This window comes from Paeniglutamicibacter psychrophenolicus, from assembly GCF_017876575.1.
Taxonomy (GTDB): Bacteria; Actinomycetota; Actinomycetes; order Actinomycetales; family Micrococcaceae; genus Paeniglutamicibacter; species Paeniglutamicibacter psychrophenolicus.
Map to the genome: position 1 here is coordinate 372196 of NZ_JAGIOE010000001.1, position 23247 is coordinate 395442.

Here is a 23247-nt window from a genome sequence, read left to right on the forward strand (position 1 = left end):
CCCGTTCGGAGAATTCGGCCTTGTTCGGGGTTGTTCGAGAATCGGCAGTTTGGGCATTTTCGCTTGCCGCGTCAGCTATCTTGGGAGTTGGGTGGCGGCCAGCGATCGAAAACCAGGCGTCTCGATCTTGAGTCCTGGCCACCGAGAGCCTCGGCCCGCGGCACCATGGGATGTTCAGGCCCTGGGTATATTACTCAATTGGAATTTGATACCAAGGCGCTGTCTGGCATCCAGAGGCGAGAACCGTGGCGGTTTCAGGACGATCGCCCGTGTACTCGGCACGACCAAACTTGGGGGCGTGCCGGGTACAGGGGCCGGTCGGCAAGCCCGAACCTTGCGCGCGGCGGGAGAACACGAATCTGGCTCCCTGCGCAAGCTCCCCTCGGTCCGGGTGCCGGGCCGCCTGCATTGGCGTGTGGGGCGCACGCCCTAGTACTTGCGCAGGTTCAGCGGTTTTTGGCCCCTCAGGTGGAGGCGAAGCTCGTCGACCACGGCCATCAGGACCGCGTTGATGGCTTCGGTGGAGTTCGACAGTGCCCGCACCGCGACGCCCGGGCCCGGCACCTGGCTGATGCCCAGGTGCACCGGCGTGCGCTGTGCTTCCCCGATGCGGTAAGCCAGCTCGCGGATGCGTTCGACATCCGACGCCCCGATCTTCGCATCGATGGCCAGCAGCATGCCCACGTGCGTGAAGTCCTGCAGGAAAAGCAGTGAGTCCAGCGAGTCCTCCCCGGGCCGCACCAGCAGGTTGTCCAGCACCGCCAGGCGCCCGTCCACCGAGACCTCGGTGCGCAGGCGCACCTCGTCGTAGCGGAAGAGCTTCCCGTCCGGGCTCCACCCGGGGGTGAGCACCTCGCAGAAAAGCAGGCTGGAGTCCTGGTGCATGTCCACCCGCGTGAACTGCCGGTAGCTGGCTCCGCGGTAGGCAATGAGCTGGTCGGGCACGTATTCGAGCACCGCGCCCGGCCCCAGGCGCACCACCATGTCCTGGCGGGCAAAGGTCCCCGGGGTCTTGTAGACCTTGGTCGCCGACTGGGTGGTCAGCAGCAGCGAGGTGTCCTCGTCCACCGAGACCTCGATGCCGTAGTTGTCCCCGCCCAGGTACCCGCCCCCGGGGTTCACGATGGTGTAGCAGACCTGGGCGGTGTCATCGAGGTAGTGCGGGCGCAGGATCCGCAGCGCGCCCTGGTGGTACTGCCGCGTGGCAATGGCCTTGCCGGCGCGCGTGCCCACCTGCAGGCGCAGCTCGCCGACGAGCTTGGTTCCTTCAAAGGGCGAGGGGCCCAGCTCCCGGATCGCCGGCTGTTCGGCCATTTTCGGTGCCATTGGCCCTAGCCCAGATCCAGCATCAGCACCTCGTGCTTGAGCCAGTCGATGACGGTGTCCAGTCCCTCGTCGGTCTTGAGGTTGGTGAAGCAGAAGGGCTTCTCGCCGCGGAATTCCTTGGAATCGCGTTCCATCACCGACAGGTCGGCACCCACATACGGGGCCAGGTCGGTCTTGTTGATGATGAACAGGTCGGACTTGATCATGCCCTGCCCGGCCTTGCGCGGGATCTTCTCGCCCTGGGCCACGTCGATGATGTAGATGGAGAAGTCAACGAGTTCCGGGGAGAACGTGGCCGAGAGGTTGTCTCCCCCGGATTCGACGAAGATGATCTGCAGGTCCGGGTGCTTGGCCTTCAGCTCCTCGATGGCCGCGGAGTTCATCGAGGTGTCCTCGCGGATCGCGGTGTGCGGGCAGCCGCCGGTCTCGATGCCGACGATCCGATCCAGCGGCAGCACGCCGTTGGCCGCCAGGATCTTGGCGTCCTCGATGGTGTAGATGTCGTTGGTGATCGCGGCCATCGACACCTCGTCGTTCAGCCGCCGGGTGATCCGCTCGATGAGCTGGGTCTTGCCCGCTCCCACGGGCCCGCCGATGCCAATGCAAATCGGTTCCATCATGCACTTCCTTACTTTTGTGGGTTTCGCGCGCCGCGTGTCCGTCTGGTCAGGACATGAACATGCGGGCGCGCAAGTGTTCGTGGCGCATCTGCGCTATTTCCAGGCCCGGTGCCGCCGCGCCCAGGTCTTCCTCGTCGAGGGTGAAGATGGTCTGAACGGCCGCCAGCACCGGGGCATGCATGGCCCGCAGCACCCGCTGCCCGGCGTTCTGCCCGATGGGGATCCCGCGGATCGCGTTCTGCGTCAGCGAGGTGATGGTCGAGAACAGGTAGGCGGCCACGGTGTCCGCGCACGGGGCGCCTGCACCTTTCGCGCCCAGGGCGAAGGCGATGCCCGGATGCCCGGAGCATTCACCGGATTCCACCTGCAGGCGGTAGGCCTCCAGCTCGGGGGTGGGGAAGACGCTGGTGGCCACATGCAGCATGCGCGCACCCATCTTCACCCCGGCCTCGCGGATCTGTCGCGGCACCGCCGCGGCAGTCACCAGCGCATCGATGCGTGCCAGCTCCTCTCCCCCGGCGGCCTCGTGGGCCAGGCGCACGGTGAGCCCGTCGGTGTAGGCCAGCGACTGGGACAGGAACTTTTCAAGCCACAGCGTGAAGCTGGCCTCGTCGTGCACGGCCTGGGTGGACAGATAGCTTTCCAGGCCCATGGAGTGGCTGAACGCCCCGGTGGGCAGCGCCGAGTCGGTCAGTTGCAGCAGCGTGAGCAGGTGCCCCGCCGCCTTCCTAGTGGGTGTGTTCGGCATGGCGGAACGGCACCGGCATCACGCGTTCCTGGCGCTGGTACGGGGTGTGGTGGTGCTTGAGGAAGTCCTCCACGGTGTGGTCGTACTGCACCACCATCACCGCCGTGCCGTAGTCGGAATCCGCGTCGAAGAACTGGGCCTGCAGGTGCCGGTTGCCCAGCGCGTGCGCGACCTGCCCCATCTCGAAGACGGATCCCGGGGCAATGACCAGGACGTCGGTGGGCAGCACCGAGATCGTGATGATTTCCTTCTCGTTGCGGAAGAGGATGTCCCCGTCGGCAAGGTCGGGTCCCGGGGCCAGGCGGATGCCCAGCTCCCGGCCGTGGTCGGTGGTGACGCGCTGGATGCGCTTGACCAGGGCCGAGGAAGGCAGCACGACTTTTTCCTCGTGCAGCTTCGCCAGCTCGGCCTCGGGGACATCTTTCTTGTTCCCCGTTAGCTGCTCGATGATCATGAAACTCCTTGTGGTTCTTGCCGTCGTTTTAGAAGAGGAAGTAGCGCTGGGCCATGGGCAGCACGCTGGAGGGCTCGCAGGTGGCCAGCACGCCGTCGACGGTGACCTGGTAGGTCTGCGGGTCGACCTGGATGTCCGGGGTTTCTCCGTTGAATTTCATGTCTGCCTTGGTCAGCGAGCGGATCCCCGACACCGGGCGGATGACCTTGCGCAGCCGCAGGCGTTCTGGAACGCCCTCCTCGATGGCTGCCTGGGACAGGAAGGTGATCGAGGATTGGTGCACCGCTGTGCCCAGCGCGCCGAAGTTCTCTCGCAGCGTGCGCGGCTGCGGGGTGGGGATCGAGCCGTTCGCGTCGCCCATCAGCGACTGCACGATCAGCCCGCCCTTGATCACCATCTCCGGTTTCACACCGAAGAAGGCCGGATCCCAGAGCACCAGGTCGGCGAATTTGCCTTCCTCGATGCTGCCGATGGAATCGGAGATGCCGTGGGCGATCGCCGGGTTGATGGTGTACTTCGCCACGAAGCGCTTGATCCGGAAGTTGTCCCCGACCTCCGGGTCGCCCTCCAGCTTGCCGCGCTGGCGCTTCATGGCGTCGGCGACCTGCCAGGTGCGCAGCACCGTCTCCCCGACGCGTCCCATGGCCTGGGAGTCGGAGGAGGTCATGGAGAACACGCCCATGTCGTGCAGCACGTCCTCCGCGGCGATGGTCTCGGCGCGGATGCGCGAGTCGGCAAAGGCCACGTCCTCGGGGATGTCGGCGTTGAGGTGGTGTGCCACCATGAGCATGTCGAGGTGCTCGTCCACCGTGTTGTTCGTGTACGGCAGGGTCGGGTTGGTGGAGGCCGGCAGCACGTTGGGCAGGCCCGCCATGCGGATGATGTCCGGTGCGTGCCCGCCGCCGGCGCCCTCGGTGTGGAAGGTGTGGATGACGCGGCCGTCGATGGCCTCGATGGTGTCCTCGACGAAGCCGCATTCGTTCAGCGTGTCGGCGTGGATGGCGATCTGCACGTCGAATTCGTCGGCGATCTTCAGGGAGTTGTCGATCGAGGAATGGGTTGCTCCCCAGTCCTCGTGGATCTTCAGGCCGATGGCTCCGGCCCTGATCTGCTCGGCCAGCGGTGCTCGCGCGCTGGCGTGGCCCTTGCCCAGGAAGCCGATGTTCATCGGCAGGTTTTCCACGGCCTGCAGCATCCGGGCGATGTGCCAAGGGCCGGGGGTCACGGTGGTCGCCTTGGATGCGTCGGAGGGCCCGGCGCCGCCGCCGATCATGGTGGTGACGCCGGAGGCCAGCGCCACGGGGATCTGCTGTGGGCTCACGAAGTGCACGTGGGTGTCGATGGCCCCGGCGGTGAGGATCTTGTGTTCACCGGCAATGATGTCGGTGGCTGCACCGATGGTGATGTTGACCCCGTTGGTGATGTCCGGGTTGCCGGCCTTGCCGATCTTGAAGATGTGCCCGTCGCGCAGGGCCACGTCGGCCTTGTAGATGCCGGTGTAGTCCAGCACCACCACGTTGGTGATGACGGTGTCCGGGATGTCCTGGTCGCGGGTCATCTGGCCGTTTTGGCCCATGCCATCGCGAATGACCTTGCCGCCGCCGAATACGACCTCGTCGCCGTAGTTGGTGTAGTCGTGCTCGATCTCGGCCAGCAGCTCGGTGTCTGCCAGGCGAATGGCGTCCCCGGTGGTAGGCCCGTACATTTCCGCATAGTGCTTGCGGCTCATCTCGAAGCTCATGCCTGGTCCTCCTCCTTCGTCTCTTCCTTCGAAGCCGACTCGGCTTCCGCCTTTTCGCTTTCCTCGGTTGCGCGGCGCACCTCGTCGGGGTGCGGCGGCAGGGATTCGTCGACCTCGTCGACGCCGAAGTCGGTGTGGAAGCCCACCGATTCGCGGCCCAGGTTCGGCAGGTCGATGTCGTAGTCGGAAACAATTTCCGCTTCGGTCACCGGGTTGATGCCGGCGGAACCGCCAATGGCCTCGGTTTCGACCGCGGGGATGGTTTCGCCCAGCGGCCCGTTCACCCGGTCCTGGAATCCGTAGACGTGGCGGCGGCCGGAGAATTCGACCAGGTGGACGGTCTTGGCGTCCCCGGGCTCGAAACGCACAGCGGTGCCGGCGGGAATGTCCAGGCGGAAGCCTCGGGCGGCGACCCGGTCCAGGTCCAGCTGCGGGTTGACCTCGGCGAAGTGGTAATGCGATCCGACCTGGATGGGGCGGTCCCCGTGGTTGACCAGGTTCAGGATTCGGGTTTCGAGCTCCGAATTGCAGAGCACGGGCTCGTCACGCAGGATGTATTCTCCCGGTTTCATGATCTTCTCTCCCTTATGCCTAGCGAATCGGATTGTGGACGGTGACCAGCTTGGTTCCGTCGGGGAAGGTCGCTTCGACCTGCACGTCGGAAATCATGTCGGCGACCCCCTCCATGACCTGCTCACGGGTCAGGATGGTGGTTCCGTAGCTCATCAGGTCGGCCACCGTGCGCCCGTCCCGGGCACCTTCAATGAGTTCGTAGGTAATGATGGCGACGGACTCGGGGTGGTTGAGCAGCAGTCCGCGGGCCTGGCGGCGGCGCGCCAAATCGGCGGCAACAACCACCATGAGTTTCTCGTGCTCACGCGGGGTCAAATGCATCTAGGGCTCCAGTTCTCAACAGCGGTAATCATAAACGCCACCCGTTATCTTCAACCGGCGGGTAGATGCGCCGGGAGGTCCGTGGATATCGCAAGAATAGCAGAAGAAAACCGGCAATCAGCCGCCGATTCGGGCGGCGCGCCAGCACCGTGGTCCACCCGTGGTTCCCCACCCGTGGGCGGCGGCCCCGCCAAGACGTCCAATCCGTTGCTGACCTCGGCATATAACACGCGTCCCGCGGTTTCCACCCTTGGTGAAACCCGCGGGACGCGTGGCTTTGGCCCGGTGGCGCGGACGGGCCTAGAGCCCCAGTTCGTCCTTGCCGAAGGCGAAGAGGTACGGCACCCCGGCCTCGGCCTCGATGCGCTCCTTGGAGCCGGTGTCGCGGTCAACGATCACTGCCACGGCAACGACGTTGCCGCCGGCCTTGCGGACGCCCTCGACGGCGGTCAGCGCGGAGCCGCCGGTGGTCGAGGTGTCTTCCAGGACAACGACGTTGCGGCCCTCGACCGAGGGCCCCTCGACCTGGCGGCCCATGCCGTAGGACTTCTGTGCCTTGCGCACCACGAACGCGTCGATCGCACGTCCGTTGTGTCCGGCGGCGTGCATCAGTGCGGTGCCCACCGGGTCGGCGCCCATGGTCAGGCCTCCGGCGTTGGTGAAGTCGATGCCGGCCGCATCGAGCATTTCGAGCATGACCGAGCCGACCAGCGGCGCGGCCTCGTGGTGCAAGGTGATGCGGCGTAGGTCGATGTAGTAGTCGGCCTCCTTGCCGGAGGAAAGGATGACCTTGCCGTGGACCACGGCAAGTTCCTTGATGAGTTCGAGCAGGCGTGCGCGGGCAGCAGTGTTGGTCATGGGTCCAATTCTAGTTTGGAGTTCGGCCCTCCCGCGTTCGCCGTGCCCGCATGTCCCCCGGGCCTGCGAAGCTCCGGTCCCGGCCGGCCTGGGGTGGCGGCGCCGGGATCCCGCTACAGACAGGCAGGTGGTCCCGGGGTTAGGGTGGGGACATGACCGATTCTCGCCCTTTGGGTTACTGGCTTAAATTGGTTGACTCGCTCATTTCCGAGCAGTTCGCCAACTCCCTCGAAGAGCACGGCGTCACGCGCCGGCAATGGCAATTACTCAATGTCCTCTCGCTGGGACCGGCCACCGGCGGGGAGCTCACCGCGGCGCTCGCCCCGTTCTTCGGCGAGGCCCAGGCCGAGGACGAACCGACCAGCCCGTCCGAGCACCTGGCGGAACTGGTGGAATCGGGCTGGATTGCCGAGGAAGGGCACACCTTCACGCTCACCGAGCGCGGAGCGGTGTCGCTGGATCGGCTGACCGAGATCGTCGACGAAATGCGCGAGGAGTCCAGCGCGGGGATCACCTCCGAGGAATACTCCACCACCGTCGACTCCCTGAAGAAGATGGCCGTCAACCTCGGCTGGGACCCCGACAAGCCTCCGGCCGACGTCTAGGGCAATGCTCCCGAGGTCTCGTCCCGGGGACGGGATAGGCTTGGGGCATGCGCGAACTACAGGCCGTCATCATCAAGGAAATGGGTGTCAAGCCCCGGATCGATCCCGCCGCGGAGGTCCGTGCACGCATTGATTTCCTCAAGGAGTACCTCCTTGCCACGCACACCAACGGGTTTGTGCTGGGCATTTCCGGAGGGCTGGACTCCACCCTGGCCGGGCGCCTGGCCCAGCTCGCTGCCGAGGAACTGCGCGCCGCGGGAACCGATGCCAGGTTCGTGGCGGTGCGCCTTCCCTACGGCACCCAGCTCGACGAGGACGATGCGCAGGCCGCATTGGACTTCGTGGCCGCCGACGTGGAGCGGACCTTCAACGTCAAGGCCGGCGTCGATGGCCTCGAGTCGGCCTTCCACAAGGCCGTGGGCACCCCTACTTCCGATTTCAACAAGGGCAACATCAAGGCGCGCATGCGCATGATCGCCCAGTACACCCTGGCCGGCGAGGACAACCTGCTGGTCATCGGCACCGACCACGGTGCAGAGTCGGTCACCGGCTTCTTCACCAAGTTCGGGGACGGCGGAGCGGACCTCCTGCCGCTGTACGGACTGAACAAGCGCCAGAACCGCGAGCTGCTGCGGCACCTGGGCTCGCCGAAGCAATTGTGGGAGAAGGTCCCCACCGCCGACCTGCTCGACGGGCAGCCGCTGCGCACCGACGAAGACGAGCTGGGCATCACCTACGATCACATCGACGATTACCTGGAGGGTCGTGAGATCCCCCGGGACGCGGCGGAGAACATCGAGTCGAAGTTCCTGCGCTCGCGACACAAGCGCACCACCCCTGTCACCATCTTTGACACATGGTGGAAGAGCTAGGCCGTCCCTTGACTTCGCAAAGGATTGAGCCAGTGGAAAACACCGTGAACGACCAAGCATCGAGCACCGAAGACGCCGCGGCCGAGGAATTCCCGGATCCGACCGGCGAGCTGGTCCAGCCCATCATCCTGCTGGTGGACCGCGAGGAACCCTGCCCGGAGGACGAGGGCATTGCCGTTGCGGCATTGGCCTCGGTCAACGCGTTGCTGGCCAACCCGCGGCACCCGTATTGGCGGCCCTGGGCGCAGGGTGCCTTTGCCAAGAGCGTCCGCCGGGCCGACGCGAAGATGTTCGCAAAGGTCGCCGGGGAGTTCCCCGGACATGTCCTGGCCGAGGTCGGATCCGCACGGGCCATGGGGTTTGCCCCGATGCAGGCCGACTCGCTGCCCAAGCGCCTGGCCAAGCTCCAGGTTTCGGGAACCACGCTGCCGCCGGGCGAGCCCATGGAATCCACGACGGTGCGCATTGCGCTGAACGATTCGCTGGGGATGAGCACCGGGAAGGCCGCCGCACAGGCTGCCCACGCGCTGTTCGCCTGGGTCCTGGAGGGAAACCCGGAGGAGCTTGATGCCTGGCGGTCCTCCGGGTGCCCGCTGTCGATCCAGCGGCTGGATTCCAAGGCGTTCCGGAAGAACGCCCGCGCGGCCAGCGGTCCGGTGATCCGTGATGCCGGCCGGACCGAGATCACCCCGGGGTCGGCAACCGCCTTCGTCAGTGTGGGTTGACGAACGCCGAGTGTCCGGTGACGGCCCGGCCGACGATCAATGAATTGATCTCGTACGTGCCTTCATAGGTGTACAGGATTTCCACGTCCCCGAAGAGCTTGGCCATCTCGTAGTCGCTGGTCACGCCGTTGCCTCCCATCAGGGCGCGGCCCTTGGCCGCCGATTCGCGGGCAAGGCGGGTGGTGGTCGACTTGGCCATGGCGGCCTGGACCATTTCAAGTTGCCCGGTTTCCTGGATCCGGGCCACGTCCGCCATGAGGGAAAGGCTGGCCATGGCGTTGCCCAGGATTTCCGCCAGCGGCAGCTGCACCAGCTGGAACCCGGCAATGGGCGAACCGAACTGGGTGCGCGCCAGCGCGTAGTCGCGCGCGATGTCGAAGATCCCCAGTTGCACGCCGGCCGCCTGCCATCCGACCCAGGCACGCGAATGCTTGAGTAGTTCGTTGGCGGCCGCGAAGGTCCTGGCACCGGGGAGCCTGTTGCTTTCGGGCACCCGCACCGAGTCCAGCTTGATGTCGGCGTTCTGCATGATCCGCAGGCCGATCTTGTTGCAGATCTTGGTGGTGGTGAACCCGGGGCGGTCCGATTCGACGATGAAGGCCTTGATCTCGTTGTCCGTGGTGTCCCGGGCCCAGACCAGGGAAAAGTCCGCCATGGAGGCCGCACCGATCCAGCGCTTGGCGCCGCTGATGACCCATTCATCGCCCTCGCGGGTGGCGGTGGTGGACAGTCCCCCGGCGATGTCGGAGCCATGGTCGGGTTCGGTCAGTGCGAAGGAGCCCAGCGCGGTGAACCGGGCCAGCGCGGGCAGCCACCTCGCTTTCTGCTGGGTCGATCCCAGTTCCTGGATCATGCCGACGATCAATTCGTTGTGGATGCCGATCAGGGCCGAGAGTGAAACATCGGCGCGGGCGGCCTCGACATACACAAGTCCCTTGAACAGTTCGCTGCTGTCTTCCAGTTCGATTCCCCCGAGGCCGTATTCGGCCATCTCGCGCAGCAGGTGGTGCGGGAATTCCTCGCGGTTCCAGTAGTCGAGGGATTCGGGGCGCACCCGATCCTGCAGGAAGGCGCGGATGCCCCGCAAGCGGGTTCGTTCACCCGGTTCCAGCAGCTGCCAAATATGCATCAGGTCCACATCGGGAAATGGCAGCTTGTTGGCAGATGGCTCGCGGCCGGTTGTGGTGAGTGATGCGCTGGTCTCGCTCAGTGGCATGAGAGGGGTGACTCCTTGTCCGGTGAAATGGTTGGCTCGATGTTTGCAAGCCCTTCCAAACCCTTGGATATCAAAGTATATTTGCAAGTGATCCGAATCACTAGGTCTTCCTACTAATTGGGGGCCGGACGAAAGGACGGCAATGACGGTTACCGAAGAATTCCGTGCGGCACGCGACCGGCTCCTGGACTTGCGCACCAACTACACCGGCGCCCTGGCTGAGTTCCAGTGGCCGGCGTTCACCGAGTTCAACTTCGGTCTCGACTGGTTCGATGCGGTCGCCAAGGATTCCGCCCGCGCCGGCGCCAATGCCCTGGTCATTGTCGAGAAGGATGGCTCCTCGACCCGCCGCACCTGGGCCGAGCTTTCGGCCCGCTCCAGCCAGGTCGCCAACTGGATGCGCTCGATCGGGATGAAGCGCGGCGAAAAGATGATCGTCATGCTGGGGAACCGCGTGGAGCTCTGGGAAATCATGCTCGCCGGCATCAAGCTCGGCATGGTCATGATCCCCACCACCACGCAGATGACCCCCGCGGACCTGCAGGACAGGGTAGATCGGGGCGGGGCACGCTGGGCATTGGCCGGAACCGGGGACACCCAAAAATTCGACAAGCTCACCGGCGACTACACGGTCATCCACGTCGACGGCAACGCACCGTCCGGCGCCCTCGACTACAGCGACAGCGCCGGCCACCCGGCGGAATTTGTTCCCGAGGTTCCCACCAAGGCCGACGAAACCCTGCTGCTGTATTTCACCTCCGGCACGACCTCCAAGGCCAAGCTGGTCGAGCACACCCACACCTCCTATCCGGTCGGGCACCTGAGCACGATGTTCTGGATCGGGCTGGAGCCCGGGGATGTGCACTTGAATGTCGCTTCCCCGGGCTGGGCCAAGCACGCGTGGAGCAACTTCTTCGCCCCCTGGATCGCAGAGGCCACCGTCTTCCTCTACAACTACGACCGCTTCGACGCCAAGGCGCTCATGGCCCAGATGGACGCCGAATCCGTCACCAGCTTCTGCGCACCGCCCACGGTGTGGCGGCTGCTCATCCAGGCCGACCTCACGGCGCTGAAGAACCCGCCTACCAAGCTCGTCTCGGCCGGCGAGCCGCTGAACGCGGAGGTCATCGACCAGGTCAACCGCGCGTGGGGGCAAACGATCCGCGACGGCTTCGGACAGACCGAAACCACCGTGCAGATCGCCAACCCACCGGGGCTGCCGATCAAGATCGGAGCCATGGGCCGCCCCATGCCCGGCTACGACGTGGTCCTGATTGACCCGGCCACCGGCGCGGCCGGACGCGAGGGGGAAATCTGCCTGCGGCTGGATCCGCGCCCGCTGGGGCTGATGAAGTCGTACTACGGGGATGCGGAAAAGACCGCGGACGCCTTTCGTGACAGCGTTTACCACACCGGGGACATGGCCGAGATGGACGAACAGGGCGTCATCACCTATGTGGGGCGCGGGGATGACGTATTCAAGTCCAGCGACTACCGGCTCAGCCCCTTCGAGCTGGAGTCGGTGCTGATCCAGCACCCTGCGGTGGCCGAGGCGGCGGTGGTCCCGTCCCCCGATGCGCTGCGACTCTCCGTCCCCAAGGCCTTCGTTGTCGCCGCCGAGGGGTACGCGCCCTCGGCGGAATTGGCGGAAAGCATCCTGCGCCATTGCCGGGAAAACCTGGCACCCTACAAACGGATCCGCCGTCTGGAATTCGCCGATCTTCCGAAGACCATCTCCGGGAAGATCCGCCGGGTGGAGCTGCGGCGCAACGAAGTGGCACGCCACGAAGGCACCGGCGGGCTCGAAGCCCAGGGCATGGAATACCGCGACGACGATTTCCCGTCCCTGAAATCCTGATCCCCACGTGGGCTTGGATAAGCTGGGGCACGAGTTCTATCCGGAGGGAAAATTGAGCCAGCCACTATCGCGCGACCCGATCCTGGAAGCGCAACGCAATTGGGAACGCCACGGATGGGAGGAAGTTGCCGAGCCCATGGCGGCTATCACCGCCCTGATGCGGACGCAACAGATCCTTTTGCAGCGCGCCGAAACGGTGCTCAAGCCCTTCGGACTCACCTTCGCCCGCTACGAGATGCTCGCCCTGCTCAGCTTCACCCGCGACGGCGCGCTGGCCATGAACAGGGCCAGCGCGCTGCTCCAGGTGCATGCCACGTCCGTGACCAACGCGGTGGACCGCCTGGAGCGCGCCGGGCTGGTGGCCCGCACCAAGCACCCCACCGACAAGCGCACCACGCTCATCGCCCTGTCCCCGCAGGGCCGCGAACTGGCAGCCGCGGCAACGAAGGAACTGAACGCCACGGTCTTTGCCGACTCGGGTTTTTCGGACCGGGACATCTCCACATTGATCAGGATCTTCTCCAAGTTCCGCCGGGATGCCGGCGACTTTGCGCCGGAGGCTTCCGGCCCCGAGTGATTGTGGAGGTAGATCATGAGTCCAGAAAAAAATCAGCGCAGATCCGCCAAGGAATCCGCCTCAGCGAACAATGCGCCGTCACCTGTTAGTCGGGCACCCTCCAGCGACGATGTTCATTCGGTGGTCTATTTCAAGCGCCACGAAAGCAATGACCCCCGTCAGGCTTCTCCGGGTCGAGATTTTTTGCAATCTTGTCCACCAAAAGTCCGATCGACCATGCGCGCAGTCCTCACGGCGGTAGCCGCGGCCCCTCCAAAAAGTTTTCCGGCGGCGGGTACTGGGAAGCAATGCACGATGGCATGGCAGGATGGTTTGAAATTCGCGTCGATGGGCCGAAACGCAGTCAGTACCGCCTATTTTGCAGACTGGATTATGAGGCTCAGGGGATCGTCAAGCCTTTGCTTGTGGTCTTCGAGGGCCGCGGCAAGCCGTTTCGGACGACCCTGTCCGATGATGATTACGCTGCCGTGCGCGAACTTGGCCATGAATACTTCGCGCGCAATCCACGCACCATAATCTGACCCGTTGCCTACGCCGGGGCAGAGGTCAAGCGGCTGGGGCGCCTGATCCCATCCAAGTATTTGGCGAGGTCCACCGTGTTTGCCGATCGACCCTCAAGCAGAGGCTGCGTGACCTTTGACCGCTCAAGATCGGGCAGCGGCTCCAGCGTCACTCTTAGGCCCAGGGCTGCGGCCACTTCGGCCAGCGTTCCGAGAGTTGGATTGGGAGCACCCCCCGAAAAGAGCCGCCTCATTGTTGCCGGATCAGCGCTAATGGCACGGGCGAGACTTGCCTTCGTGAGCCCTGCCGCTTCGCGAGCTTCGTCCAACGCATTCACGATGTTATCGATGGTGGCTATCCGCATTGATTCAACGACGTATTCCCGGAGGAACTCAGGATCCTCGAGGTCCTCGACCAAATCGTCCCAAAATGTGGTTGATGCTTCCATCAGCCTCTCCTCATATCGACCTTGAATGTAACATTTATGTTACGCCAAATTCAAGCGGTGGTGCGATGGGGAGAAGGATCAATGGCCGCTGGCAGTGACGCCGGGGCGCCCGCATCTGGGGCATTTCACTCGTCGCCACGGCAGCGCAACAGCGCCTCCGGCGCGGCAACACGGCGCGACGCACCGATGAGCGTCACATTCACACATATCGGTGATCGTACTCACATAATCTACGTAGGACATCCTACGTCGTACGTCCTGATCGAATCAGCCCCCAACGATTCTGTGTGAAAGGAATCCGCACACCATGACATATTCCCCCCAACGTCCGGGCGCACGCCGGAAGGCCGCCTGGCTCGGCTCGCTGGCCGCGCTGAGCATGATCCTCCCGGCCGCCACTGCGGGTGCCGCGTTCGGCGCCACCGCCATCCCCGGCGCCGACCCCACCGCCACCCCCGGAAGCTTCAGCGAACAGAACCTCGCCGCCGACAGGACCGAGAACAACTGGTTCTACCGCATCCCCGCCCTGGCCCACCTGGGCGACGGGGTCGTGCTGGCTTCCTGGGACGCACGCCCGGGAAGCTCGGCCGACGCGCCGAACCCCAACACCATCGTCCAGCGCCGGTCCACGGACAACGGCGAGACCTGGGGCCCGCTGACCACCATCGCCGCGGGCCACATCGCCGATGCCGGCGGACCGAAGTACGGCTACTCCGATCCCAGCTACGTGGTTGACGCAGAATCCGGGAAGGTCTTTGCCTTCTTCGTCTACTCCAAGGACCAGGGCTTCCACGGCAGCGCCTTCGGCAACGACGACGCCGACCGACAAGTCATCAGCGCCGCGGTTGTGGAATCCGCCGACGGGGGCCTGACCTGGAGCGAACCACGGCTGATCACCGATGTGGTCAAGCCGGGCGCAGACCGGAGTCCGGAAGCCGGGGACGTGCGCAGCATGTTCGCCACCTCCGGCGAGGGCATCCAGCTCACGCGCGGCGAATACAAGGGCCGCCTGATCCAGCAGTATGCCGGTGATGTGCAGCAGGCAGACGGCTCCCGGACCATCCAGTCCTACTCCGTGTACTCGGACGACCACGGCGCCACCTGGCAGCGCGGCGAATTCGTCGGCTCCTCCATGGACGAGAACAAGGTCGTGGAACTCTCCGACGGACGGGTCATGCTCAACTCCCGTGACTCGTCCAACGGCGGCTACCGCAAGGTCGCGATCTCCACCGACGGCGGCCACAGCTACTCGGAGCCCAGGCAGGACAAGAACCTGCCCGACCCCACCAACAACGCCCACATCACCCAGTTGCACCCGGGCGCCGCGGCCGGAAGCGCGGACGCGGAAAAGCTGCTGTACACCGGCGCCAACTCGCAGACCGGACGCCAGAACGTCTCCGCCCGCGTCTCCTGCGACGACGGTGCAACCTGGCCGGGCCTGCGCACCATCCGCCACGGCTTCTCCGCCTACTCCTCGTCCACGGCTCTGGCCGACGGCAAGATCGGCGTGCTCTACGAGGGCAACTACACCGATTCGATGCCGTTCGCGTCCTTCGACGAGGAATGGATCAACTACGTTTGCGCGCCACAGGCCGCCGAAGACTTCAACGCCGATCCCGGAACCACCCACCAGCTCCCGGTGACCATCACCAACCAGGAAGCCACCGCGATCAGCGGTTCGCTGAAGCTAACCGCGGACAAGCGGTTCTCCGCGAACACCGTGGAAATCGGCGAGCTGGCCCCCGGCGAATCGCGCACCGTGGAACTTGACGTGAAGGTCCCGGCCACGGCCAATGGCTCCTACCTGCTGCAGACCGTCTTCACCGCCGCCGACGGCACCGAAGCCCAGGGCAACGTGCGCGCCACGGTCGCCGGCCAGGAAGTCACCGGCCTGGAGATCACCGGCACCCGTACCGACACCGACCGCGACCTCGCCGCCAACCCGTATGCCGCGGGCGAGAAGGTCCCGTACTCCTTCAAGGTAACCAGCGCCTCGAACATCGCCCAGTGGGTGGTGCCGACCGAGGGCAACTTCGCCCCGTTCGCCGCCAAGCCGGTGGGCGAAGCGAGCCCGGCCGGCAACTGCCGCTACGGCAACCTGGCCGCCGAAACCTCCTACAACTGCACCACCCCGCGCCACACGGTGACCGACGAGGAACTGCTCGACGGCTTCTTCACCCCGCTGACCACGTGGACCTCCGGGCGCATCGGCGTCTACCACGACGTGGTCGACAGCTACGAGATCGTTGGCGACGAGGTCGACCTGCTGGCACGGGCGCCCAAGCTCGAGGCCGCCTCGGGCGCCCCGGAGCTCCAGGACCTCGACGCGGACGGCCACGCCTCGGTGGGCGACACCGTCACCCACGTCGTCACCCTGCAGAACACCGGCAACGTCAGGCTCACCGCCATTGCCGGCGATCACGCAGTGGCCGGCGAGCTCGCCGCCGGTGCCAGCGTCCAGGCCACGGTGACCCACACCGTCACGGCCGAGGACCTGGCCGCCGGCGAACTGGCCGAACGCACCCTGGTGTTCACCGCCGCCAACGGCGCCACCGCGCTGGAGGCCGCCGCGACCCTGGGCGGGATCGAATTGGTCCAGGTTCCCGGAGAGGACGCCACCGGCACCCCTGCCAAGGCCGTGCTCTCCCACGACAACGGGCAGGACACCGGCCTGTCCGACGGCGACTACCGGGTCACCATGGACCTGACCTGGGGAACCAACGCCACCAGCTTCACGCTGTACGAAAACGACGTGGCGATCTCCACGCAACAGCTCGCCGCCAACACCCCCGAGGCCCAGCAGGCCTTCGTCGCAGTGACCGGCAAGCCCAACGGCACCTACCGCTACCGCGGGGAACTGGCCAACGCTGCAGGAACCACCGAAACCGCAACGCTGGTCGTGAAGGTGCGCGACGCCAACCCGGCAGCCCCGGCCATCAGCCTGGAAGGGACGAAGTTCGCCGACTCCTACACCGTGCACACCAACCTGTGGCAAGGCACCAACGCCACCGGGTACACGCTGTATGAGAACGGCATCGCCATCGACACGCAGGACCTGGCCTCCGCCACCCCGGCGGCGCAGAAGGCCGAGACCCCGTTCACCGACAAGGCCCCGGGCACCTACCGGTACGTCGCGGAGCTGTCCAACGCGGCAGGTTCCACCCGGTCCAAGACCCTCGTGGTCACCGTCAAGTAACTCCACGCAGCAACGCAACAGCCCGGTGCCCCGCAGCCGTTTTCGGCGGGGCACCGGGCTGTTGGCCTCAGAGGCGGTTCTCTAGGCGGGGACGAGCTCGGAGGCGCCCAGCACGCCGTCGCGCATGGTGGCGACCGAGTTGGTGAGCGAAATGAATTCGGTGTCGTGCGTGACCATGACCGTCGCAACCGAGAACTCGCGGGTCACCTCGGCCAGCAGGCGCACGATCGATTCACTGCGCTCGTGGTCAAGGGCGGCCGTCGGCTCGTCGACCAGCAGCACCTTCGGTTCACCCATCAGGGCACGGGCAATGTTCACGCGCTGGCGCTGTCCGCCGGAGAGCTGGTGCGGGCGCTTCTTGGCGCTGTCTTCAAGCCCCACGACCTCAAGCAGCTCCAGGGCGCGGGCCTTGGCGGGCTTCAAAGGCTTGCCCCGCAGGTGGTCGGAGATCATCAGCTGCTCGACCGCGGTCAGCGAGGCCAGCAGGTTGGGCTGCTGGAAGATGATGCCCACCTTCTCGCGCCGCAGCGTGGTCATTTCCTTGTCGTTCAGGTCGCTGGCGGTGGTGCCGTCGATGATGACCAGCCCGCTGGTGGGACGGATCAGGGTTGCCGCGGCGGCCAGCAGCGAGGACTTGCCGGAGCCCGACGGGCCGATCAGCGAGAGCATCTGCCCGGCGCCCACACCCAGGTTCACCGAGTCCAGCGCCTTGATGGTGCCCTGGCCATCCGGGTATTCAAGGGTCAGGTCGATCAGTTGCAGGGGCATGTTGGTGGTTGCGGCACGCCGGGTTGGTTCTGGGGTGGTCATGGGATTCCTTTGCACTAAAGATTCAGGGGAAACGTCGGTTGGCGGGGGGCGGGCCCGCACGGTGCTAGTTGCCGCCGAGGGCAATCAGCGCGTCGACCTTGGTGACGCGGGAGACGGCGAGCGCCGCCCCGGCCAGGCCGAGCAGCACCACCCCGGCGATGGGCAGCAGCGTGGTCGCGGGGGTCAGCAGGAAGGGTGCGGCCTTGGCGGCGAAGGTGCCGCCAAGGATGCCGATGCCTCCGCCGATCCCTGCCCCGAGCAGCAGCACGATGCTGGCCTGGGTGATGGCGTCCTTCAGCACGTAGCCTCCCGATCCGCCCAGGGCCTTGAGCACCGCGATGTCGCGGGTGCGCTGCACGGTCCAGACCGTGAGGAAGGCCAGGATCACCAGGGCCGAGATGCCGTAGAGGAAGCCCTGCATCATCAACAGCGAGCCGTTCTCGCTCTTGTAGGACCCCAGCGCCGCGTACGAGCCGGTGCGGGTGGTGCTGACGGTGGCCGCTGCGGCATTAGCGGCATCCGTGTCCACGGTGGCGCCGTCCTGGTTGGTGACGGCGATGACGGTTCCGACTTGGGTGCCCTCGCCCAGGTGCGCGAGCTTTGCCCATGAATCCAGGTCCGTGTAGAGGACCGAGGTGTGCGAGTACCAGTTGTCGGCGGCGATCCCGCCGACCACCAGGTCCACCCCGGCCATGGAGATGGTGTCGCCGACCTTCAGGGACAGGTCCTTGGCGACCGAGTCGCCGATGACGACCTTCCCGGCCTCGATGGGCAGCGGCGCCAGCGCGCTGCCGTCCGGGATGCCAAAGACCGCGACGTTGGTGGTGCCGGTGCTGGTCTCGGAACCGGCCGCGGAACCGGTCAGGCGGGTCTGGGTGATGCCGAGCGCCTGCGCCGAGGCGACGCCCGGGCGGTTGCCCCAGGCCCGCACCTGGTCGGCAGTGACCTGGCTTTCGGTGAACGAGGCCTTGGGATCGTTGCCGCTGGCCGCCCCGAAGACGATGGTGTCGACGGGCCGGTTTTCGCTGCCGAGGTTTTTCAGCGCGGAAGTGGATTGGTTGCCCAGCCCCGCGGTGAGCCCGGAGAGCATGACCAGCAGCAGCGTGATGAGGGCAACCACCGACCCCATGAGGGCGAAGCGGCCCTTGGCGAAGCGGATGTCGCGGATGGCAAGAAACACGGGTGGGGTTCGCTTTCAGTGGATGGAGCGGGGACCTTGCCGACGGCAACCTCCCCCTTCTTATCTCCCATCCTCTGTTTTCCCGGGCCCGTGCACATCGACCATACGGTTGATTGGTGCCGCTTGGTTGGCGCGGTCCTATTCGGGCATTTCCCCGCGCACCCACGCGATGTAGCGATGCAGCGTGGTCTCGACGGTGGCGTGGGCGTCGGACTCCAGCACCCCGAAGGCGCTGTACAGCCGCTCGAATTCCAGCGGCATCACGGTGTCCAGGATCCGTTCGATGATGCCAGCCGGCAACGGAATGTTGTTCACGTAGCTGCGCATGGCGTTGGCCGATTTCCGGTCCCCGCCCACGGCGATGGTGTCCCCGGTGACCAGCACCCCGGCGCCGGCCTGGCCGGCCGGCCAGTGCACGACCGAACTGCCGGCAAAGTGCCCGCCGCATGGGTGCATCACCAGCCCCGGCAGCAGCTCGATGCTTCCCTCCCAGAGCCTGATGGCCGGATCCGGCCTCCGGATCCACTGTTCGTCCGCCTTGGCCACGTAGACCGGGGCATGGCCGAAGCGGTGGCTGTACTGGATCGAGGAACCGGTCAGGTGCGGGTGGCTCGAGGCGATGGCCGCCACCCCGCCGAGCTCCTCGATCCGCGCAGCTCCTGCCTCGTCGATGAAGCCGGGCGGTTCAAAGAGCAGGTTCCCGCCGGGCGTGGACACCAACAGCCCGCGCTGCCCGATGCCCAGGCGCGGCGTGGTGGTGACGGCGTGCAGCCCGGGTTCAAGTTCGGTGACCATGAGCCGGTGGCCGGCGGCCTCGAGCTCTTCGCGGGTGGTCCAGGCCTGGCCGGTGGCCGGGACCCACTGGCGTTCGTCCTCGCAGATCGCGCAGTGCTCCGGCGGGAGGGCGGTGTCCGGGTGCTCGATGGCGCAGGTCGCACAGGTGAAGATGGTCATCGCGGTTCCCTTCCGTGTCGGATGCGGGTCGTTGGGCTCCCGCCGGCGAACGTGCCCGGCTAGCCTTGCGAGCCGTCCCTGATGTCGGTGATGATGCCGGAGAAGTCGCGTCCGGCCCCGCCCTCGTCGGCGAACTTGCGGTAGATCTGCGCGGCCAGCGGACCCAGCTGGGCGGCGACCCCCGCATGCTCGAGCGCATTCAGGGCCAGGCCCAGGTCCTTGGCCATCAACGCCCCGGCGAACCCCGGGACATAGTCGCGGTTGGCCGGCGAGGCTGGCACCGGGCCGGGGACCGGGCAGTTGGTGGTGACCGACCAGCATTGGCCCGAGGCCGTGGAGATCACGTCGAAGAGCGCCTGGTGGGTCAGCCCGAGCTTTTCGCCGAGCACGAAGGCCTCGGCCGCGCCGATCATGGAGATGCCCAAAAGCATGTTGTTGCAGATCTTTGCCGCCTGGCCGGCCCCGTGCCCGCCGCAATGCACCAGTTTCTTGCCCATGACCTCCAGCAGCGGGGTGATCTGTTCCAGGTCGGGGGCCTCGGCACCGATCATGAACGTCAGCGTCCCGGCCTCGGCACCGACCACGCCGCCGGAGACCGGGGCGTCGGCGGAGCGGTGCCCTGCGGCCAGCGCAAGTTCCGCGGCCTCGCGGGCCTGGGCCACGTCGATGGTGGAGCAGTCCAGGAACAAGGTGTCCGGGCCGGCGACCTCGAGCAGGCCGGGCTCCCCGACGCCGCGGTAGGAGTCGAGCAGGATGTCGCCGGAGGGGAACATCGTCAACACGATGGCCGCACCGGTGGCGGCCTGCGCGGCGCTGGCGGCGCAGGGCACCCCGGCGGCTGTGGCCGCGTCAACTGCCGCGGGCACCACGTCGAAGCCCGCGACGTCGAAGCCGGCCTTGATGAGGTTCACCGCCATGGGTTCACCCATGTGCCCGAGTCCCAGGAATGCAATCTTGCCCGCGGAGGCGGGTGTCTTCTCGCTCATGTTCTTCCTCCGGTCGTTGTCGCCGCGTCGCGAAGGGCGCGTGGATTGAGTTTGAGTTCGCGGCTCCCCAGGGAGGCAAAGCTGGCTTCCACCAGTTCGCTGTCCACCTCGGCCAGGGTTGCGGGGTTCCAGGCCGGGGCGTAGTCCTTGTCGATGACCTGGGCGCGGATGCCCTCGGGGAAATCACTGGACTCCAGGGCACGCAGCCCCACCCGGTATTCCTGTTCGAGGGCCTCTTCGAGGGTTGCCAGCTCCCTGGCCCGGCGCAGCGAGGCCAGGGTCAGTTTCAGCGCCGTCGGCGACTTCTTCGCCAGCGTTTGCACCGAAATCCGGGCCTCCTCGTTGCCGTCGTCGGCCAGGACCACCAGTGCGGCGACGATTTCTTCGACCTCGTCGTGCCCGTATGCGGCATCGAGCCAGGGGCGCCAGGATTCCAGCTGGGAAGCCGGGGCCGGCAGGATGTAGCCGGGCAACAGGTCATCGACCGGGGTTTCCTCCAGGGCACTGAAGAGTTCCTCCGCACGGTTGAAGTCGATCAGGTTGTCGGCCAGGCCCAGGTAGAGCACCTCGGCGGCGCCCAGGTGTTCCCCGGTCAGTGCGGCGTGGGTGCCGCTCTGCCCCGGGGCGCGGGAGAGGAGGTAGGTGCCCCCGACATCCGGGACGAACCCGATGGTGGTTTCCGGCATGCCGCTGCGGGTGCGGGTGGTGACCAGCCGGTGGCTGCCGTGGGCGGAGATTCCCACGCCGCCGCCCAGCACCAGCCCGTCCATGTAGGCGATGTAGGGCTTTGGATAGGCGTTGATCAGGGAGTTGAGCCGGTATTCGGTGGCCCAGAAGCCTGCGGTCTGCGTGCCGCCGGAGGCGATGTCGCGGTGGATCGCCACGATATCCCCTCCGGCGCACAGCCCGCGCTCCCCGGCCCCGCGCACCAGCACCTGGCTCACCGCCGGGTCCCGCGCCCAGGCGGTGAGGGTTTCGAGCATGCCCGCCGCCATGTAAGCGGTCAAGGCGTTCACCGCCCGCGGCCGGTTCAACGTGATCACGCCCAGGGTGCCGCGCACCTCAAAGAGGACTTCGGGTTCGGCCATGGACTAGCTGCCCTCCGGCATCACGAAGCTGGCACCCTCGCGGATGCCCGAGGGCCAGCGGGTGGTGACGGTCTTGGTCTTGGTGCAGAAGCGGAAGCCGTCGGCCCCGTGCTCGCTGAGGTCACCGAACCCGGAGGCCTTCCAGCCGCCGAAGGTGTAGTAGGCGATCGGCACGGGGATCGGCACGTTGACCCCGACCATGCCGACCTGCACGCGCGAGGAGAAGTTCCGCGCGGTGTCCCCGTCCCGGGTGAAGATGGACACCCCGTTGCCGTACTGGTGCTCGCTGGGCAGCCGCAGCGCCTCCTCGTAGTCCTTGGCGCGCACCACGCAGAGCACCGGCCCGAAGATCTCCTCCTGGTAGATCCGCATGTCCTCGGTGACGTTGTCAAAGAGCGTGGGGCCGACCCAGAAGCCGTCCTCGTGCCCGGCCACGTTCAGCCCGCGGCCGTCGATCAGCAGCGAGGCGCCCTCGTCCACGCCGACCTGGATGTAGTTTTCGATGCGTTCCTTGGCGCTTTGGGCCACGACCGGGCCGAAGTCGGCGCCCTCGTCCATGCCGTCGCCGACCTTCAGCTTTCCGATGCGTTCCTTCAGCTTGGAGACCAGGGCATCTGCCGTGGCCTCGCCGACAGGGATGGCCACGGAGATGGCCATGCAGCGTTCGCCGGCGGACCCGTAGCCTGCTCCCATGAGGGCATCGGCGACCATTTCCAGGTCGGCGTCGGGCATGATCACCAGGTGGTTCTTGGCCCCGCCGAAGCACTGGGCGCGCTTGCCGTGCGCGGCGGCGGAGGCATAGATGCTTTGGGCGATCGGCGTGGAGCCGGTGAAGCCGATGGCCTTCACGCGCGGGTCCTCGAGCAGCGTGTCCACTGCTTCCTTGTCGCCGTTGACGACGTTGAACACCCCGTCGGGCAGGCCGGCCTCGGTGAAGAGTTCGGCCAGGCGCAGCGGCACGGAGGGGTCGCGCTCGGAGGGCTTGAGGATATAGGAGTTGCCGGAGGCCAGGGCCGGGCCGGCCTTCCACAGCGGGATCATGGCAGGGAAGTTGAACGGGGTGATTCCGGCGATCACTCCCAGTGGCTGGCGCATCGAGTGCACGTCGATGCCGGTCCCGGCACTGTCGGAGAATTCGCCCTTGAGCAGGGACGGGGCCGCGGCGCAGAACTCGATGACCTCGAGCCCGCGCTGGATGTCCCCCTTGGAGTCGGGGAAGGTCTTGCCGTGCTCGCTGGTCAGCAGCGCTGCCAGCTCGTCCATGTTTGCGTAGACGAGCTCGACGAACTTGTTCAGGATGCGGGCCCGGCGCTGCGGGTTCACCTGCCCCCATTCGACCTGGGCCGCCTCTGCCACGGCGATGGCGGCGCGGACCTCGTCGGCCGAGGCCAGCGGAAGCTTCGACTGCACGGCCCCCGTGGAGGGGTTGTACACATCGGAGAAACGCCCGGAGGTTCCGGCGACGCGGGTGCCGCCCACGTAGTGGGTCAGTTCACGAGTCATGTGATTGATGCTCCTTCGGCAAGAATATGCGAAAACGCGGCAGCAGCCTGTGATGCGCACCACGCCCTGTACCCAAAAATATACTCG

Annotated in this window: 22 protein-coding genes and 1 pseudogene; 7 read left to right on the forward strand and 16 right to left on the reverse strand. The window is 66.2% G+C overall.

From position 1 onward, the window contains the following. Positions 1-429: 429 nt before the first annotated feature. The 8 genes and pseudogenes from JOF46_RS01500 to pyrE all read right to left on the reverse strand — a co-directional run bounded on the left by JOF46_RS01500 (position 430) and on the right by pyrE (position 6641). Complete coding sequence (locus JOF46_RS01500) at positions 430-1314, reverse strand: urease accessory protein UreD (protein WP_245347964.1); 885 nt, start codon at positions 1312-1314, stop codon at positions 430-432. Between the two features lie 17 nt (positions 1315-1331). Continuing rightward, positions 1332-1946, reverse strand: coding sequence for an urease accessory protein UreG (gene ureG / locus JOF46_RS01505; protein WP_209905705.1), 615 nt, complete (start codon positions 1944-1946; stop codon positions 1332-1334). Positions 1947-1992: 46 nt separating this feature from the next. Beyond that, positions 1993-2694 carry an urease accessory protein UreF gene (locus tag JOF46_RS01510; protein WP_209905706.1) on the reverse strand — a complete coding sequence of 234 codons (702 nt, stop codon included), beginning with the start codon at positions 2692-2694 and terminating at the stop codon, positions 1993-1995. Continuing rightward, positions 2675-3148 carry an urease accessory protein UreE gene (gene ureE, locus JOF46_RS01515; RefSeq protein WP_209905707.1) on the reverse strand — a complete coding sequence of 158 codons (474 nt, stop codon included), beginning with the start codon at positions 3146-3148 and terminating at the stop codon, positions 2675-2677. Before ureE ends, JOF46_RS01510 begins: the two co-directional genes overlap by 20 nt. A 28-nt stretch (positions 3149-3176) precedes the next feature. Further along, positions 3177-4889, reverse strand: coding sequence for an urease subunit alpha (ureC, locus tag JOF46_RS01520; protein ID WP_209905708.1), 1713 nt, complete (start codon positions 4887-4889; stop codon positions 3177-3179). A 269-nt stretch (positions 4890-5158) separates the two neighbouring features. Next, positions 5159-5461 (reverse strand): annotated as a pseudogene (locus tag JOF46_RS22090) (urease subunit beta); the annotation flags it as partial. Between the two features lie 19 nt (positions 5462-5480). Beyond that, a complete protein-coding gene (locus JOF46_RS01530; protein WP_113762848.1) occupies positions 5481-5783 on the reverse strand; it encodes an urease subunit gamma in 303 nt (100 codons plus the stop codon). Between the two features lie 300 nt (positions 5784-6083). Next, the gene (pyrE, locus tag JOF46_RS01535; RefSeq protein ID WP_209905710.1) at positions 6084-6641 is read right to left on the reverse strand and encodes an orotate phosphoribosyltransferase; all 558 of its coding nucleotides are present in this window, start codon (positions 6639-6641) and stop codon (positions 6084-6086) included. Positions 6642-6793: 152 nt separating this feature from the next. On the opposite strand from pyrE, the gene JOF46_RS01540 reads away from it, so the two are divergent. The 3 genes from JOF46_RS01540 to JOF46_RS01550 are packed head-to-tail and all read left to right on the forward strand — an operon-like array spanning position 6794 to position 8843. After that, positions 6794-7246, forward strand: coding sequence for a MarR family winged helix-turn-helix transcriptional regulator (locus JOF46_RS01540; RefSeq protein ID WP_113762850.1), 453 nt, complete (start codon positions 6794-6796; stop codon positions 7244-7246). 47 nt (positions 7247-7293) lie between these two features. Continuing rightward, positions 7294-8118: an ammonia-dependent NAD(+) synthetase gene (gene nadE, locus JOF46_RS01545; RefSeq protein ID WP_209905711.1), complete on the forward strand. Its 825-nt coding sequence runs from the start codon at positions 7294-7296 to the stop codon at positions 8116-8118. Positions 8119-8150: 32 nt separating this feature from the next. Further along, complete coding sequence (locus JOF46_RS01550) at positions 8151-8843, forward strand: peptidyl-tRNA hydrolase (RefSeq protein ID WP_342592331.1); 693 nt, start codon at positions 8151-8153, stop codon at positions 8841-8843. On the opposite strand, the gene JOF46_RS01555 is transcribed toward JOF46_RS01550, so the two are convergent. Next, complete coding sequence (locus JOF46_RS01555) at positions 8830-10059, reverse strand: acyl-CoA dehydrogenase family protein (RefSeq protein WP_209905713.1); 1230 nt, start codon at positions 10057-10059, stop codon at positions 8830-8832. The two genes, JOF46_RS01550 and JOF46_RS01555, sit on opposite strands and share 14 nt — an antisense overlap. Positions 10060-10201: 142 nt before the next feature. Here JOF46_RS01555 and JOF46_RS01560 point away from each other — a divergent pair, with 142 nt between their 5' ends. From JOF46_RS01560 to JOF46_RS01570, 3 genes are all read left to right on the forward strand, one after another. Continuing rightward, complete coding sequence (locus tag JOF46_RS01560) at positions 10202-11917, forward strand: AMP-binding protein (RefSeq protein ID WP_209905714.1); 1716 nt, start codon at positions 10202-10204, stop codon at positions 11915-11917. Between the two features lie 52 nt (positions 11918-11969). Beyond that, the gene (locus JOF46_RS01565; protein ID WP_209905715.1) at positions 11970-12494 is read left to right on the forward strand and encodes a MarR family winged helix-turn-helix transcriptional regulator; all 525 of its coding nucleotides are present in this window, start codon (positions 11970-11972) and stop codon (positions 12492-12494) included. 191 nt (positions 12495-12685) lie between these two features. Continuing rightward, positions 12686-13015: a hypothetical protein gene (locus JOF46_RS01570; protein WP_209905716.1), complete on the forward strand. Its 330-nt coding sequence runs from the start codon at positions 12686-12688 to the stop codon at positions 13013-13015. Between the two features lie 8 nt (positions 13016-13023). Here the strand turns inward: JOF46_RS01570 and JOF46_RS01575 are convergent, their stop codons facing one another. Next, positions 13024-13443, reverse strand: a complete 420-nt coding sequence (locus JOF46_RS01575) for a helix-turn-helix domain-containing transcriptional regulator (protein WP_209905717.1) — start codon at positions 13441-13443, stop codon at positions 13024-13026. A gap of 307 nt (positions 13444-13750) precedes the next feature. On the opposite strand from JOF46_RS01575, the gene JOF46_RS01580 reads away from it, so the two are divergent. Continuing rightward, complete coding sequence (locus JOF46_RS01580) at positions 13751-16639, forward strand: exo-alpha-sialidase (protein ID WP_245347965.1); 2889 nt, start codon at positions 13751-13753, stop codon at positions 16637-16639. Positions 16640-16720: 81 nt separating this feature from the next. Here JOF46_RS01580 and JOF46_RS01585 read toward each other — a convergent pair whose 3' ends face one another. From JOF46_RS01585 to JOF46_RS01610, 6 genes are all read right to left on the reverse strand, one after another. Further along, on the reverse strand, positions 16721-17449 hold the full coding sequence (locus tag JOF46_RS01585; protein WP_209905718.1) for an ABC transporter ATP-binding protein: 729 nt from the start codon (positions 17447-17449) through the stop codon (positions 16721-16723). Positions 17450-17513: 64 nt separating this feature from the next. After that, positions 17514-18629 (reverse strand): ABC transporter permease, encoded by a 1116-nt coding sequence (locus JOF46_RS01590; RefSeq protein ID WP_209905719.1) that lies wholly within the window; start codon positions 18627-18629, stop codon positions 17514-17516. Positions 18630-18767: 138 nt separating this feature from the next. After that, on the reverse strand, positions 18768-19583 hold the full coding sequence (locus JOF46_RS01595) for an MBL fold metallo-hydrolase (RefSeq protein ID WP_209905720.1): 816 nt from the start codon (positions 19581-19583) through the stop codon (positions 18768-18770). A 59-nt stretch (positions 19584-19642) separates the two neighbouring features. After that, positions 19643-20569: a 3-hydroxyisobutyrate dehydrogenase gene (gene mmsB, locus JOF46_RS01600; RefSeq protein WP_209905721.1), complete on the reverse strand. Its 927-nt coding sequence runs from the start codon at positions 20567-20569 to the stop codon at positions 19643-19645. After that, positions 20566-21657 (reverse strand): enoyl-CoA hydratase/isomerase family protein, encoded by a 1092-nt coding sequence (locus tag JOF46_RS01605; RefSeq protein WP_209905722.1) that lies wholly within the window; start codon positions 21655-21657, stop codon positions 20566-20568. The genes mmsB and JOF46_RS01605 overlap by 4 nt, the downstream gene beginning before the upstream one ends. 3 nt (positions 21658-21660) lie before the next feature. After that, a complete protein-coding gene (locus JOF46_RS01610; RefSeq protein ID WP_209905723.1) occupies positions 21661-23160 on the reverse strand; it encodes a CoA-acylating methylmalonate-semialdehyde dehydrogenase in 1500 nt (499 codons plus the stop codon). Positions 23161-23247: the final 87 nt, after the last annotated feature.